Below are 14,130 nucleotides of genomic sequence, written 5' to 3'. Positions count from 1 at the left end.
TTGGTATGCTGTTCAACTTGGTTATTACGTTTTTCAAATGGCCGATTCCTTTTGTGCAGTGGTCAACTTCGGTACGAATACCAGTCTCCTAGTTCATCTGTTAGTGATTCTTCCAAATCCTTGATAGCAAAATGCGTTCCCGTGCCCATACTTCCTATAATCGACAGCCGCATGGTCGCTAGTTTCTGCTGCGACTGAATCTTATGCTGTTTCTTCTCAAATGCCTGGATTCGTTTATGATACATCATGATTGTATTCCGGCTAAACGAACGATGCCTGATGGTTAATTGTTCGCCATGCTGGTGAAAGCCACCGTCGCGATGGCGCATAACTCCAAGTATCATGCTTCCCACTAGTAATACGAGCGGCATCCAAATAAACGATGGATTCCAGAAACCAACAACAGCCGTCAATATCAGGAAAATGATGGACGCGCGAAAAATATAAAACTTGCGGGCCCGTTTTGGTAACGGTGTTAGTTCCTGTTGGATTCCGCCATAATCAGGCAAAAATATTTCCAAAAATGGCTCCACTTCTTCCCGTTTCATAATTGGAAAAAGAGTCGATGAAAAATCTTCCCCTTTATCCATAGACCCACCGGCAACTTCCGCATAAACAGTCACAAAACCAAGTGGCTGTCTAATGATACTTTCCTGAATGCCAACCGCCTGAATTCGTTTTAACGGAATGGTTATTTGCTTTTTCTCCAGAAGGCCACGGGTAATAAATAATTCGTTATGATTTTTCGTAATGGTGAAGTTTCCATTTTTGATCATCGTTCCGGCAATCCCGAGCAGCCAGAGGAGTATAAGCACGCCAATCGCCATCACTATTAAAATAACGATTCCTAATCCAATTACCCACTCTAGCGTATTGTCGTAAAAGGAATTCGGAATAAACTCCTCCAGTTCAGAGAAACCGGCTACCGCCAATGCTAAAATAACGCCAACACTGCCTGATGTCGTTCCCGCGATAAATAACCGTTTAAAGCTGATGGTTTGGGATGGGTTTGTTTGTTCCGGGTGTTCATCAGCCGTATCCGTATTGTCCACTTGCTGTGCACCACCCGTTTTCAGCTCTTCCCTCAACGCTTCACCTTCAGCCATCTTGACGGCACTGAGTGATGCCTCTGCTCCCGTCCCTGTACCTGCCGTTTCGATTTGGACCTTCGTCAGGCCAAAAATCCGATGAATGACGCCGGATGTTAAGTCAATCGACTGAATACGATTCTTAGAAATAAAGCGTTTTTTACGAATGAACACCCCATATTCGATTCGTAATTCATCATCCTCGACCCGGTATGTATAGCGGTACCATGTCAAGATGCTTGTTATAATGAATAAGACCAGAAAACCTGCTGTGATTAGGAGAAAATAAAACATGGATTCATCTCGGAATGAAATAAATCCAAGAATAATTGCAAACAGGAATTCACGAACCGTTTTAATCAAATTAAAAAGAATCGCCGCCGGGTGTAATCGCTTCGCCTTAAACATCGTCTTCATCCACCCTTGCCAATGTTGAAATTCTGTCCCTCAGTTCGGATGCATCTTCTTCAAGCAAAGCTGGGATCTCATGTGTTGTCGCCGCAGTGGAAATCTGCACACTTGCTAACTTATATTTTTTTAAAATCGGTCCTTGTTTTGTATCTACATGCTGGACACGAATCATCGGAACAAGCGTTCGCGACACAATCAAGATCCCGTGTTGAATATAAATCTCCTGTTCAAACACTTCATAGCGCCATCTTCTCCACCGCAGTATAGGCAGCAAAAAGACAAAGAGATACGAGCATAGTACGCTAATTAATATTCCCACTGCACCAATCCAATAGGTAAATTCAAGCAAATACGAAACTATAAAGAGTCCGATAGTTATTAACCACAGTACTCCTGCGAATATCGCGCCCGTTATTTTCCATGCCTTAACAGCATCTTCTGCAATTCGATTAACCGGTGCCTGTCGCATCGTAATTCTCCTCATTTCAAAAAGATTGTCTAGCTCTTTATTTTTCTTGAACTTATCATATCAAAATTTCAGCCATTATGACACTCACCTCGGAAACCGGCTTTCCCTACTGTTAAAATACGCGGCCTAATGAGTTACCTTTACCGCAAAATTCCGCCTCGTTTGGGCGCTCATCGCCTTGATGAGTGACCTTTCTTGCGAGATTCCGCCTCGTTCGAGCGCTCCAGCTATTTTTGCAATAAAAAACAGCATACCAATCACAATGCGTGATTAAGTATGCTATTTATAACTCATTTATTCAGTTTTTTCCTACAACCTTTTCTTAACTGTTTGGTCTACGATTATTTTGGCGTTTCTGGTAATTCCCTTTGCGATTACGTCCGCCTTGGTTACGGCCTCCTTGCGAGCGACCGCCTTGTCCACGTTTACCATAAAACTTCTTGTTGCCTGATCTTCCGCCTTTATTATCTCTGGATCGTTGTGCTTTTTTCACACTGATCGGCTGGACGGACGAAATGTTAACGGGGGCATTGCGCCGCTCTTTAGTCAACATTTTCAATGCAGCTGCAACAACAGTTACGGAATCATGATCCTGCAGCAATTCAGTTGCTGTTTCATGGTACTCCTGAAGGTCTTTCTTATCTATCGTCCGGCGCAGTTTATCGGCTGCCGCTTGCTGCTGGCCGCGTCTTGCTTCCTGATATGTCGGTGGACCCATGCGTTTCATCTTGCTTTTCGTCACTTTTTCAATCAAGTGTAATTGTGCTATTTCGCGTGGCGTAATAAACGAAATCGCTTCTCCGGCGCGTCCAGCTCTTCCGGTTCGGCCAATCCGGTGTACGTAGCCTTCCGGGTCTTGTGGTATATCAAAGTTATAAACATGGGTTACGCCGGAAATATCGAGTCCACGTGCCGCAACATCTGTAGCCACTAACACGTCAACACGGTTATTTTTAAACTTGTTCAAAACTGACATCCGTTTTCCCTGGGTCAAATCCCCATGAATACCTTCCGCACGAAAACCTCTTGTCTGCAGTCCATCTGTTACTTCGTCGACACGTTTTTTCGTACGGGCAAATACAATGGCTAGTCCAGGCGCATAAATATCTAAATGATTGGTCAGTGTGTCAAATTTATGCTTTTCCGGAATCTCAATAAAGTACTGATCGATATTTTCAACCGTCATTTCCTTTGCCTTTACTTTTACTTCTTTCGGGTTATTCATCAGATTCGTTGCAATATCCCGAATTTCCTTAGGCATGGTAGCTGAAAATAAAAGTGTTTGCCGCTCTGCCGGAATATTCTTCAAGATGTCCCGAATGTCGTCGATGAATCCCATATTCAGCATTTCGTCTGCTTCATCCAGCACAGCCGTTTGTACGTTGTCAGTTCTAATCGTTTTCCTGCGCATATGGTCAAGCAGTCGTCCGGGTGTTGCAACTACTACTTGCGGACCATCTTTCAGTGCCTTTATTTGCCGTTCCATGTGCTGGCCGCCGAATACTGAAATCGTTCGGATCCCTTTTCCTTTACCAAGACGATTAATTTCTTCAGCAACCTGAATCGCCAGCTCTCTTGTAGGCGCTACGATTAACGCTTGTATTTTCCTTTGGCTGGAATCGATTTTTTCAAGCAATGGTATGCCGAATGCCGCTGTTTTTCCTGTACCGGTCTGTGCTTGTCCAATTACATCATTACCCTCTAAGGCAGACGGAATCGTTTCCGCCTGGATAGGCGTTGCTTCCTCAAATCCCATTTTCTCCAATGCCTTCATAATGGGTTGTGATATGTTTAGTTCATTAAATGTTGTCACCTTGTTCCTCTACTCCTTCTTTAATTTGAAAGTAATACATTTAGCGTTGTTCAAAAGTCCTGCTTTTAAAATCCATCACAAAAGTTTTATTGTTTATCTTTTAAAAAAGGCTCCCCCAATGAATGGAAAAGGGGCCCTTAGCAGAAGTCTCATCCATAAAATAACAGCTATTTTATCTTAACACATCCATTTGCGTAATATCCACTACTTCTTATATGATTTTTCAAATGAAGCATGATAAAATAAAGTGAAGCTCCGTGTGGGATTTTTATCCCTTGTCCATGAGTTATGCAGAAAACAGTTCTGGGCATTTACTGGCAGTTCAGCCCCTCTTATACCTCGCCATATGCTTGAAGTGGGAACTTACAGCCAGTTTGCGGGTTAAACAAGATTGCATAACCAACAACTTATAAGGAGGATAAATAATGCGAATCCCTCCGTTCAATCCATATATAGCGGTGGTAACTGGTGTTATCGCTGGTTCAACATCAGCGATTCTCGTCAAATTGGCTAATCAAGCACCTGCAGCAATTATCGCTAATTATCGCCTGCTGCTTGCAGTCATCCTAATGGCACCGGTTGTCCTTTTAAAATATCGGCATGAGTTTAAATACATACAAGGAAAGGATTGGCTGCTTTCCGTAATGGCGGGCATTTTCCTAGCGTTTCATTTTATTGTCTGGTTCGAATCTCTGGATTATACATCGGTGGCAAGCTCGGTTGTGCTTGTCACACTGCAGCCGATCTTCGCATTTTTAGGGACCTATCTCTTCTTCAAGGAGCGATTTTCCTATGGAGCAATTATCAGCATGATCATTGCCCTTTTAGGGAGTGTAATCATTAGCTGGGGAGATTTTCAGATAAGCGGGGTCGCCCTATTCGGGGACATGCTGGCACTTCTTGGAGCAGTTTTAGTCACCGGATATTTACTCGTGGGACAACAGGTGCGAAAACGTTTATCGTTAATGACATACACATTTGTTGTATATGGCATCAGTTCGGTGACGCTCATTGTCTATAATTTGATCGGGCAGAATCCATTTTTTGGTTATCCTGCAGATCATTGGCTCGTCTTTCTTGGACTTGCTATATTCCCGACGTTTTTCGGCCACACATTGTTCAATTGGGCCTTGAAATGGCTTAGTACTGCTACCATATCAATGGGCGTTGTTTTCGAACCTGTCGGGGCATCTATTCTGGCCTATTTCATACTGGGCGAGACCGTTACATCGTCTCAGTGGCTTGGTGGAACCATTGTACTCGTCGGCCTGTTTTTATTCATCATGAGCACAACGAAAAAACGGAAAGTGACATTATCGAGAAAACACTCGAATACTGAACGGTCATACATGGATTAAAAAATCTGTTATTGTGGATTAGTCATTTCTCCCTTAAAAATTAAGTATGAACAAAATGAGGAGCATGTCTTCCGTGCGGCTCCTCTCCCTTTTCAATTGCTATCTTCCTCTGTCAAGAATTGATAAACCATTGCATTGAGTGTATCTTTGTCGTCACCAAGGCAAAGCAAATGTTTGGACCGGTCAAATAACACCACTTCCTTCTGGTCTGACATAATCTCCCTGTCCAAACGGTGAACTGTTTTGTATGGAACCATCATATCCTGCAGGCCCTGAGCTATTAATACAGGTACTTGTACTTTAGCAAGGTGTCTTCTTGTGAAATTTACCAGCTTTAAAAATTCTAAGTTTGCCTTGAACGGGACATCCCGCCATTTGTTTTTATAATGCTTCAGAAAACGATTCTCACCTATTTTTCCTTTAAACACATCCATAAGTACACCTTTTACTTCCTTAACCATTTTCAAGAACGACAGGTACTTTCTAGCCGGAGCTAGGAGCACTAATTTTTCGATGTCATGCTTTGAAGCCAAATATGCTGCAATCATTCCACCCATGGAAAAACCAATCAAATAAAGCTTATCAGTCTTTGCCTTCATATGCTCCAGTTCATTTTCCGCCGCATCAAGCCAGGCTGTGTGCGTGACATGAGCCAGTTCCAGGTTCTTACCATGTCCGGGCAGTGTCGGCACTTCCACTTCCCAATTGGTGTGTTCGCGCAAATATGCTGCCAATGGCTCAACTTCATGTGGACCACCAGTATACCCATGTATGATTAAACATCCTATCATATCCATTCTCCTCATTACACGATATACTTTATATTTCCCCTTTCACAGCTTCATTATGACAGGTGCCCCAATGCCTGTCAGTACCGGGCACCTGAATTCATTTGTTTTATAATGGAATGCACTTCCTTGACAACCGGCGATAACTGCTGAGCCGTTTTTGCCGCTTGTTGAGCCGTCGACAGCATTTTCCCATAATCAAGTTCACCATTATCATCCTTGAAATATTGGAGCAGATTACCTTGCGTGGGCATCGAACCGGACGTGTAATGATTCATTGCATACGGATCCTGAGGCATCGGTTGTTTTGGCTTGGCATACAATTCAAATGGCGTTGGGTGACTGGGAGGATAGTAATTGTAATTATTCATTGCATTCGGGGAGCCGTCCATATAGTGATCGAAAGGTGGCCAGTATGGATTGTTTTTCCGGAACATGACGCACACCTCCTTTTAATTGATGTCTTAGTTTATGTCTATGCTAAACAGAAACAACCGTGCATGTTCACCAGTTATTCGATACGTTTCCATACGATTGCTGCCGCATCATGCCCAGCTCCCGTTTAATTTTGTTAATTTGTGACCCTAAAATCATCTGGTCATTCACAATGGTGGCGGGTGTGCCAAAGATACCGTTCTCCTGAAGGTACTCCATATATCTCCTATTCTTTGATACATTCCTTGTTTCATAACCAATCTGCCAATAGTTCAGCTCATTCAACAATTTCTTGCAATCCGGGCTGTTATCATTAATATACACAACAACACGCTGACCAATCATGATTGTGTCCTCCTTAGCTGTTTAGGTATTTATTACTACACGCTCCCCTTTACCCGCTTCTATGACAATTAAAACACGACTATTCGGTATACCGACAGATGCAAAAAAACAGCAACTCCTTTTATCGAGAAAAAGAGCTGCTGTTCTGGCGGATTATTACCGTATGTTATGCAAGTATACCGCCATCTTGCATATTTAAAAAGAGCAGAGGCATCCCAGCCTCATACTAACCATACGCCATCCTATTTTTTGTCGCTATGATTTACATCACATATGCCGTGTGTATTCGTTGGGACTTACGTAGATTTGTGAACCTGATCCGATTTTGTGACAACTTGAGCGAAACCTCTATTAAGCAGTAAGATAAGATTAAAAGGGAGGAATTCATATGCTTGCTATCGATCATATTGTGATTGCCGCAAGAGATCCGGAACAAGCGGCAAAAGATTTCGGAAATGAACACGGTGTCACCATTATTAAAGGAGGCAAGCACGACAATTGGGGGACGTATAACTATTTGGCGTACTTTCGTAATGACTGCTATATCGAATGGCTCGGGATTTACAACGAAGTAATCGCAGCACAGTCAGATAATCCATTGGTTCAATTGCTTGTCAGGAGGTTTGAAGAAGGTATTGAAGGGGTAATCCAATATGCGCTACGGACGGAACAGATGAACGACTTTATCGAAAATCTCCAATCTTTATCCGTTCCGTTCACAGGCCCCGTTCCCGGAAGCCGAGAACGACCGGATGGCAGCCTTCTGGAGTGGCGGATGCTGTTCCCGGAATACGGTAACGATGTGCTGCCATTTTTAATTGAGTGGGGGAAGGAAAAAAACACTCCACAGAGCGACAGCCTAATCAATAACAAAGCGATTCACTTGATTTCTACCAATATTAAAGATCCAAGTAATTTTGCTTCCATTTATCAGCTGTCGTTTTCTAATGACACTGCACATCTGGCAAATGCTGATTTACAGCTTTCTAATGGCTTGAACTTTTCCATTAGCTATGGCTAGGGTCTTTATCATTAAAAATCACTCCCCATAAGAGGAGTGATTTTTAATTAACCAAGTTGCTGATGAAGAAACGTACTGACTGATTCAGGTGTTTTTGTATCGGCACTGTGCTGGTGTGCGAGTTTTTCCCCATCTTTAAAAATCAGAATGCTCGGGATACCCATCACTTCACACTTTTGCGCAATACCTTTCACTTCATCACTGTTGATTTCGTACCAGTTATAATTATTAAATTCTTCCATGACATCCCCAATAAACATATCCATCCGTTTACAATCAGGGCACCAGTTCGCAAAAAACTTTACAATAACCGGTTGATCCGATTGGATGATGTCATTGAATTGTTCTTCTGTTTCAATGTGTTTCAACCTCAAACACCCCCTTCATTTCTTCTAATTCCATTTTACCTTTTATAGATTCATTTGTCCTATAGTTTGTTCAATCTTCATATTCAATTTTCCCAAGTATATAAGCTGCCGCCAGACCAAGTGCAAAGGTGACAACACTAACCAATACGAGGGAATTAGTTGCCGGCCATCCCGGAAAGACAACCGCCAGCGAGCCGATTACCAACCCGGTTACAAAGGCGAACGTGGCAATTCGATAATGGGCCAGAAAAAAATGTATGATTTTACTCATCACCATAACACCTAATACTATTCCGATACCAACTGTAACAATAACGTCCAGCTGCAAATTGCTAATTCCGGCCATGACCGTTTTAAAGACACCAAGTATCAGCAAAATAAGCGAACCGCTAATTCCGGGTAATACCATCGCAGAACTCGCCAGAAAGCCGGAAAACAGGAGCCAAATATACGTCGACAGTGTTTTATCCTGGATAGCAGTCCCTTCATTTGCACTTATAAAGGCTAGCAAACCCACGATGACTGCACCGATCACCAAGATAAGTACATGTCTCGCACGGAATGTATGTTTGGCATCCGCTTGGCGAAATAAGTATGGTAAGATACCAAGAATCAGTCCTAAAAAGAAAAACTGTAGTGGCTTCGGATAATGATCAAATAGCCACTCAATCAGATGACTCAGTGAGAATATAGCAATAACAATTCCTGTACCAAGTGGAATTAGAAACCCCAATTGTTCTTTCCAATTCTTGCTCAAGAAGCCGTTAATAGCTGCAATCAGCCGGTCGTAAATCCCAAGTAAAACTGCAATGGTTCCACCACTTACACCAGGGATAACATCACTCGCTCCCATCAGCATACCACGATAAATATTTTTCCATTCCATAAAAATTCTCCCTTGTCCAGCACACTTATAACATCATAAGATAATCATACCAAATGATGCTTGCAAATCCCATGAAATTTTTTGCTAAACATCCCAGAGCCTACTCACGTCACGTATCTATTCCTCAATAAACTCCAGTTCCGGTACCCATTGCGACATATGATGCTTGATTTCCCTATAGTGTTTTTCAGCATTTGCTAGTTCGTCATTGGTCAACTGATACATCGGGGCGACTTCGTAATTAGCCCAGTTGTGGACTTTCACAAATGTCGGTATGAATTTTGGCGCCTTTATTTGAATCGTTTCCTTTTCATCTTTCATTGTTTTATCAATGGAAAATTTAAAAATGCCACCGATTCGGCGGTAGAATTCATCCTGTCCGGATAAGAAGTTTCCCAATGAATAAATGGCAAGCGTTCGATTACCATTTTCCCCCTCAACCCAGTCAACTGGCTGCAGGACGTGTGGATGGTGACCTAATACAACTTGAACACCATTGTCAGCCGCAAACTGAACAAGTTCCTGCTGTTCCTTACTCGGCATGCGCTCATATTCGTTGCCATAATGAAGACTTAGCACAACGGCATCTGCCTGGTGCTTTGCTTCCTTAATCCGGCTAGCCATGTGCTGTTTATCAATTAAATTGACCAAATAGTCTTTACCGCCCGGGACAGGAATGCCATTTGTACCATACGTGTACGCTAAAAACGCCACGGAAATGCCTTCTTCCGTCTTGTATACCCGAATCTGTTCACGGTCTGCTTCGTCCTTATACGCACCCGTATACATCATATCGATATTCTCCCAGTGTTCAATAGCATTCATGATGGCCTCTTCCCCGCCATCCAATGTATGATTATTCGCCATTGAAACAACGTCCACACCGGCATCCTTCAAGGCATCCCCAACGGCATAAGGACTGTTAAACGTTGGATACGATGACAACCCTAACACTTCACCGCCGATCATTGTTTCCTGATTAGCGAACGTAATCGTTGTATCATTTAAATACGGTTTTACCCGCTTCAGCATCGGCTTAAAGTCATATCCCCCATTAGCAGTGCGGCCATCTTCATAGACGGTGTCATGTATCAAGATATCACCGACTGCAGACAGTGTAATCTCCTGGTGGATGACTTTAGACTTTTGCCGTTTTTCTTTTTCCGGTTTTTTTACTGGATTATCCGATTGTTCCGGCTCATTACCAGTGCATGCTGTCAAAACTAAGCATGCAGCGAGGACAACTAAAATCCAGACAGATTGACCCCATTTCATTACACTTACCCCTTAGTTTTTTTCTAATCATAACATAAGAAAAAGAATTATGATCGGCATTCCTACTGTTACCGGAATTCGTAGCGGTTCCATCTTAAACTTTGGCGATTTCAATACAAAGTCTGGCGTTTTTGTTTCAAACTTTGGTGTTTTCATCTCAAACTTTGGCGATTCCGAGCCAAACGCTGGCGTTTTTCAAAATGAAGGCAGCTTCTAAATGGTAATTCACTATGTTTATCAGTATTCACACCGGGAACAGCCTACTAAAATTTATTAAAGGAAAGGGAGATTACCATGGGAAATACGCAATATCAGCCAACAAAAGATATACAGCTAACAGACGCACAGGAGGTACACTTTACAAAAGCATTCAAGCAAGCAGATATCGCCGGTAACTTTCGCAGACAAAAAGTCAAAGAAGCTAAACAGGAACAAGCAAATTAAAGAGAGTCCTATAAAAAATGAGGGATGCGATGAAAAAATCATGCATCCCTTACCTTATTTACCCTTCCTCTTTAAAATGAACAATCCGCTGTTCAATTTCATCCCGTACACGCTGGAAAACCGCCCAACGTTCCGCCTCAGGTCCTTCAGCTTTTGCCGGATCATCAAACCCCCAATGCGCTTTTCGTACATGGGGTGGTGTCGTCGGACAACGATCCCGCGCATCGCCGCATAAAGTAACGACCAATTCAGCGCTGTTGAGTGTTTCCGGATCAATCGTGCTTGATTCCTGGTTTGAAATGTCGACACCTGCTTCCGCCATTACTTTTACTGCAAGTGGGTTTAAGCCATGTGCCTCTATTCCTGCACTCCGGACATCCCACTTACTAAGGTGTTTTTTGCCGAAACCTTCTGCTATTTGGCTCCTACAGGAATTTCCCGTACACAAAAAATATAAAATTGGTTTTGCCATGATGGTTCAATCTCCTTTGTGATAAAGGTTGGCTTGTGTTCCCACCACCGATTCTACAACAACAACAATGTCAGATACAGTCCGATAAGTGTTATAAACAACGTCGGTACAGTAAGAACAATACCAACTTTGAAGTAATATCCCCATGAGATGTTGACGCCTTTCGTCCGCAAAACATGCAACCAGAGCAGGGTAGCCAACGAGCCGATCGGTGTAATCTTCGGACCAAGGTCACTGCCGATGACGTTGGCATAAATCAGTCCTTCTTTCAGTACACCCGTTGCATTCGTATCTGCAATGGCCAGTGCATCAATCATTACGGTAGGCATATTATTCATAACGGATGACAGGATGGCAGCGATGAATCCCATTGTCATCGTTGCAGCGAATAGCCCCTGTTCAGCTGCCATATGAAGAACATCCGCAAGCAAATCCGTCAGCCCAACATTGCGCAGTCCATAGACCACAACATACATGCCCAATGAAAAAAATACGATATCCCACGGGGCCCCCTTGATGACTTTGACTGTTTCCACAGCCTTACTGCTACGTCCAAGTAGTAAAAAGATAATAGCAATAACTCCCGCAATAAATGAAACTGGAATGCTGGCAAACTCACTCATGAAATAACCGATGACTAATACCGCAAGTACAAGCCAAGCCAGCCGGAACATTTTTTCATCCTTAATCACGTTACGCGGAGTTTTCAATGCATCAACATTGTAGTTTCCAGGGATATCTTTCCGGAAAAAGAGGAAAAGAACCAAAATGCTTGCCGTCAATGAAAACAGATTCGGAATAATCATGCGTGTGCATACTCCAAAAAGCCAATCCCAAAAAAGTCTGCCGAAACAATATTAACGAGATTACTGACAACAAACGGCAGTGATGTCGTATCAGCAATAAACCCACTCGCCATAATAAATGGCAAAATAAATGCATCACGGAAATGAAGCGCACGGACCATGGCCAAGACAATTGGCGTCAGAATAAGTGCTGCTCCGTCATTGGCAAACAATGCCGCAACGACAGCCCCCAGAACGGATATGTACAAAAACATCTTCAAGCCATTGCCACCTGCAATCTTCGCCATGTGGAGCGCCGCCCATTCAAAGAAGCCAATTTCATCCAATACGAGTGATATCATGATAATCGCCACAAACGCCAGTGTCGCATTCCAGACGATGCCGGTAACAGCGATGACATCATCAAAAGAAACGACCCCAACAGCTAGTGCAATGAGGGCAGCAAAACAGGCTGTATAGCCGATTCCGAGATTTTTAGGCTGCCAAATGATCAGAACAAGCGTCACTAGGAAAATAATAATTGCTAAAACCGTCTGTAAATCCAAATACATTCCTCCTATGCTGTTTTAACATTGATGGTTCGTTTTTGCGTCACCCATCTTCTTGGTCAAGGTTTCACGCTCTGGTATAAATGCCAGTATACGTTCCACCAGCGGGAAAAAGACGGCAGTTGTGTTCAATGTATAATAAATCCATTGCCCTTGCCTATCTTCCAATACCACATGGGCATCACGCAATTTCCGCAAATGTTGACTGATCGACGGCTGTGACATTTCCAAAGCTTCCACAAGCTCACATACACAGCGTCGCTTATGATGGAGAAGTAAAACGATCGATAAACGTGTACGATCGCCGAGTAATTTCAAAATCGCGGCAGCCTCTCCCACACTCATCTCAGCCTGTTCCACAGAATACCTCCATTTCATTATATAATTAATTGCTTATATAATTATATAAAATGTACACCCCGTCTTGCAATCATTCGAAACCATGTTTTTCTTTTAAAGAATCCGGTGCAGCATGGATCATTCGCTGCAACAGAAAAACAGCTACAGTTATATCATCAAAGATTCCAAACACTAAGATAAAATCCGGAATAAGGTCAAACGGAAATATACCATAACCAATGATCAATAACAGATAAAGAATTTTAGTCCGTACCTTCACTTCCCCGGAAAGGAAAAAATCCTTCAAAAAAGGAATAGATTTATGAAATGTAAACAAAAACCGAATCCGTTTAAAAAGCTTGTGCATGTCTAAGCCCCCTGCAACATATAGATACCACTTGTCGGAGTGAATGCAACAGAATGATAGTATTAAAGCAACGTCCAGGGTACAAGCCAGTAAATAGAAATAATTCCAAAGGCTTCTCACCAGTGTATGATGAAAAGCCTCTTTTTCCTTCTCAAATGGATGTCCCTTCAACTTATCAGATAATTAGCTTTTCAACCGCCGGGCAAAATCCGTAAACCGAAATTTATCCGGACGGTGCCGTGATTCCGTATATTGGAACAGACTTGCATCGTCCAGATATACGTAGCTTTTGATGACAACGATGTTCGAGTGACCTTCCAAATCTAATAAGGCCCGATCTTCTTCCGTCGGTTTCTCAACAATAATTTCTTTTCTTGCAAAACTAATATGAAGCTGCAAGTCATTTTCGAGATAATGATAAATGGAGTCTTCACATATTTCCTTTGTTAATACCGGAACGATATCGTGGTTTATATAATCTTTATCGAGAATAATTTTTTCCTTTGATATCTCTCTTACGCGAACCACTTTCCATACCGGATCATGAAGTTTCACCTGCAGTTTCGATTTAAGCTCATGATCAGCCTCGACCAGTGTCAATTCATTTACGATTGTTTTAGTGGATAGATTCAACTTTCGTTCCATTTCCTTAAAGCTGGCAATACCGGACACAGGAAAGTCAAACTTATCCACATCAATGACAACCGACCCCTTGCCTCGGACTTTTTGAATATACCCTTCCTGCGCCAGTAAATTCAATGCCTTACGAATGGTCTCACGGGATGTCTCATACATTTCTGTAAGTTCGTGTTCTGATGGCAGCATAGATGATTCGGCCCATTGTTTTGTTTCAATTTTATTTACGAGATCGTAGTAAATGGTTAAATACTTTTGCAT

The 14,130-nt window shown here is 42.5% G+C and carries 16 protein-coding genes and 1 pseudogene; 3 read left to right on the top strand and 14 right to left on the bottom strand.

The genetic code is table 11. The features are described from left to right. Positions 1–62: 62 nt before the first annotated feature. The 3 genes from FFL34_RS10890 to FFL34_RS10880 all read right to left on the bottom strand — a co-directional run bounded on the left by FFL34_RS10890 (position 63) and on the right by FFL34_RS10880 (position 3,781). Positions 63–1,496 carry a PH domain-containing protein gene (locus FFL34_RS10890; RefSeq protein ID WP_138603472.1) on the bottom strand — a complete coding sequence of 478 codons (1,434 nt, stop codon included), beginning with the start codon at positions 1,494–1,496 and terminating at the stop codon, positions 63–65. Continuing rightward, positions 1,489–1,968, bottom strand: coding sequence for a PH domain-containing protein (locus tag FFL34_RS10885; protein ID WP_138603471.1), 480 nt, complete (start codon positions 1,966–1,968; stop codon positions 1,489–1,491). Before FFL34_RS10885 ends, FFL34_RS10890 begins: the two co-directional genes overlap by 8 nt. 322 nt (positions 1,969–2,290) lie before the next feature. Beyond that, positions 2,291–3,781, bottom strand: a complete 1,491-nt coding sequence (locus FFL34_RS10880) for a DEAD/DEAH box helicase (RefSeq protein WP_138603470.1) — start codon at positions 3,779–3,781, stop codon at positions 2,291–2,293. Positions 3,782–4,206: 425 nt separating this feature from the next. Here FFL34_RS10880 and FFL34_RS10875 point away from each other — a divergent pair, with 425 nt between their 5' ends. Further along, entirely contained in the window at positions 4,207–5,139 is a 933-nt protein-coding gene (locus FFL34_RS10875) for a DMT family transporter (RefSeq protein ID WP_138603469.1), read from the top strand. Between the two features lie 92 nt (positions 5,140–5,231). On the opposite strand, the gene FFL34_RS10870 is transcribed toward FFL34_RS10875, so the two are convergent. The 3 genes from FFL34_RS10870 to FFL34_RS10860 all read right to left on the bottom strand — a co-directional run bounded on the left by FFL34_RS10870 (position 5,232) and on the right by FFL34_RS10860 (position 6,707). Further along, positions 5,232–5,930 (bottom strand): alpha/beta hydrolase, encoded by a 699-nt coding sequence (locus FFL34_RS10870; protein ID WP_138603468.1) that lies wholly within the window; start codon positions 5,928–5,930, stop codon positions 5,232–5,234. Positions 5,931–6,007: 77 nt separating this feature from the next. Continuing rightward, positions 6,008–6,364 (bottom strand): YppG family protein, encoded by a 357-nt coding sequence (locus FFL34_RS10865; RefSeq protein WP_138603467.1) that lies wholly within the window; start codon positions 6,362–6,364, stop codon positions 6,008–6,010. Between the two features lie 67 nt (positions 6,365–6,431). Continuing rightward, positions 6,432–6,707: a glutaredoxin family protein gene (locus tag FFL34_RS10860; protein WP_138603466.1), complete on the bottom strand. Its 276-nt coding sequence runs from the start codon at positions 6,705–6,707 to the stop codon at positions 6,432–6,434. Positions 6,708–7,095: 388 nt separating this feature from the next. On the opposite strand from FFL34_RS10860, the gene FFL34_RS10855 reads away from it, so the two are divergent. Continuing rightward, entirely contained in the window at positions 7,096–7,728 is a 633-nt protein-coding gene (locus tag FFL34_RS10855; RefSeq protein WP_138603465.1) for a VOC family protein, read from the top strand. 47 nt (positions 7,729–7,775) lie between these two features. Here the strand turns inward: FFL34_RS10855 and FFL34_RS10850 are convergent, their stop codons facing one another. The 3 genes from FFL34_RS10850 to FFL34_RS10840 form a co-directional block, all read right to left on the bottom strand. Further along, positions 7,776–8,096, bottom strand: coding sequence for a thioredoxin family protein (locus FFL34_RS10850; protein ID WP_138603464.1), 321 nt, complete (start codon positions 8,094–8,096; stop codon positions 7,776–7,778). A gap of 70 nt (positions 8,097–8,166) precedes the next feature. Next, on the bottom strand, positions 8,167–8,982 hold the full coding sequence (locus FFL34_RS10845) for a DUF368 domain-containing protein (RefSeq protein WP_138603463.1): 816 nt from the start codon (positions 8,980–8,982) through the stop codon (positions 8,167–8,169). Between the two features lie 117 nt (positions 8,983–9,099). Further along, a complete protein-coding gene (locus FFL34_RS10840) occupies positions 9,100–10,257 on the bottom strand; it encodes a CapA family protein (RefSeq protein WP_138603462.1) in 1,158 nt (385 codons plus the stop codon). A gap of 294 nt (positions 10,258–10,551) precedes the next feature. On the opposite strand from FFL34_RS10840, the gene FFL34_RS10835 reads away from it, so the two are divergent. Beyond that, positions 10,552–10,701 (top strand): YfhE family protein, encoded by a 150-nt coding sequence (locus tag FFL34_RS10835; protein ID WP_138603461.1) that lies wholly within the window; start codon positions 10,552–10,554, stop codon positions 10,699–10,701. A gap of 58 nt (positions 10,702–10,759) precedes the next feature. Here the strand turns inward: FFL34_RS10835 and arsC are convergent, their stop codons facing one another. The 5 genes and pseudogenes from arsC to treR all read right to left on the bottom strand — a co-directional run bounded on the left by arsC (position 10,760) and on the right by treR (position 14,130). After that, positions 10,760–11,173, bottom strand: a complete 414-nt coding sequence (arsC, locus tag FFL34_RS10830; RefSeq protein WP_138603460.1) for an arsenate reductase (thioredoxin) — start codon at positions 11,171–11,173, stop codon at positions 10,760–10,762. Between the two features lie 53 nt (positions 11,174–11,226). Then, positions 11,227–12,530 (bottom strand): annotated as a pseudogene (locus FFL34_RS10825) (arsenic transporter). Between the two features lie 15 nt (positions 12,531–12,545). After that, positions 12,546–12,887 carry an ArsR/SmtB family transcription factor gene (locus FFL34_RS10820; RefSeq protein ID WP_138603459.1) on the bottom strand — a complete coding sequence of 114 codons (342 nt, stop codon included), beginning with the start codon at positions 12,885–12,887 and terminating at the stop codon, positions 12,546–12,548. 70 nt (positions 12,888–12,957) lie between these two features. Continuing rightward, on the bottom strand, positions 12,958–13,233 hold the full coding sequence (locus tag FFL34_RS10815) for a YkvA family protein (RefSeq protein WP_138603458.1): 276 nt from the start codon (positions 13,231–13,233) through the stop codon (positions 12,958–12,960). 183 nt (positions 13,234–13,416) lie between these two features. Beyond that, positions 13,417–14,130: a trehalose operon repressor gene (treR, locus tag FFL34_RS10810; protein WP_138603457.1), complete on the bottom strand. Its 714-nt coding sequence runs from the start codon at positions 14,128–14,130 to the stop codon at positions 13,417–13,419.

The organism is Lentibacillus cibarius (assembly GCF_005887555.1).
In the GTDB taxonomy this organism is placed as follows: domain Bacteria; phylum Bacillota; class Bacilli; order Bacillales; family Amphibacillaceae; genus Lentibacillus; species Lentibacillus cibarius.
Note: the sequence above shows the minus strand (reverse complement) of the source record. Positions and strands in the feature narration are given on the sequence as shown.

Coding starts and splice junctions, on each gene's coding strand:
- FFL34_RS10885 (WP_138603471.1), bottom strand. CDS start 1,968: ATGCGACAGGCACCGGTTAATCGAATTGCAGAAGATGCTGTTAAGGCA.
- FFL34_RS10860 (WP_138603466.1), bottom strand. CDS start 6,707: ATGATTGGTCAGCGTGTTGTTGTGTATATTAATGATAACAGCCCGGAT.
- arsC (WP_138603460.1), bottom strand. CDS start 11,173: ATGGCAAAACCAATTTTATATTTTTTGTGTACGGGAAATTCCTGTAGG.
- FFL34_RS10835 (WP_138603461.1), top strand. CDS start 10,552: ATGGGAAATACGCAATATCAGCCAACAAAAGATATACAGCTAACAGAC.
- FFL34_RS10865 (WP_138603467.1), bottom strand. CDS start 6,364: ATGTTCCGGAAAAACAATCCATACTGGCCACCTTTCGATCACTATATG.
- FFL34_RS10840 (WP_138603462.1), bottom strand. CDS start 10,257: ATGAAATGGGGTCAATCTGTCTGGATTTTAGTTGTCCTCGCTGCATGC.
- FFL34_RS10870 (WP_138603468.1), bottom strand. CDS start 5,930: ATGATAGGATGTTTAATCATACATGGGTATACTGGTGGTCCACATGAA.
- FFL34_RS10855 (WP_138603465.1), top strand. CDS start 7,096: ATGCTTGCTATCGATCATATTGTGATTGCCGCAAGAGATCCGGAACAA.
- FFL34_RS10890 (WP_138603472.1), bottom strand. CDS start 1,496: ATGTTTAAGGCGAAGCGATTACACCCGGCGGCGATTCTTTTTAATTTG.
- FFL34_RS10875 (WP_138603469.1), top strand. CDS start 4,207: ATGCGAATCCCTCCGTTCAATCCATATATAGCGGTGGTAACTGGTGTT.
- FFL34_RS10845 (WP_138603463.1), bottom strand. CDS start 8,982: ATGGAATGGAAAAATATTTATCGTGGTATGCTGATGGGAGCGAGTGAT.
- treR (WP_138603457.1), bottom strand. CDS start 14,130: ATGCAAAAGTATTTAACCATTTACTACGATCTCGTAAATAAAATTGAA.
- FFL34_RS10815 (WP_138603458.1), bottom strand. CDS start 13,233: ATGCACAAGCTTTTTAAACGGATTCGGTTTTTGTTTACATTTCATAAA.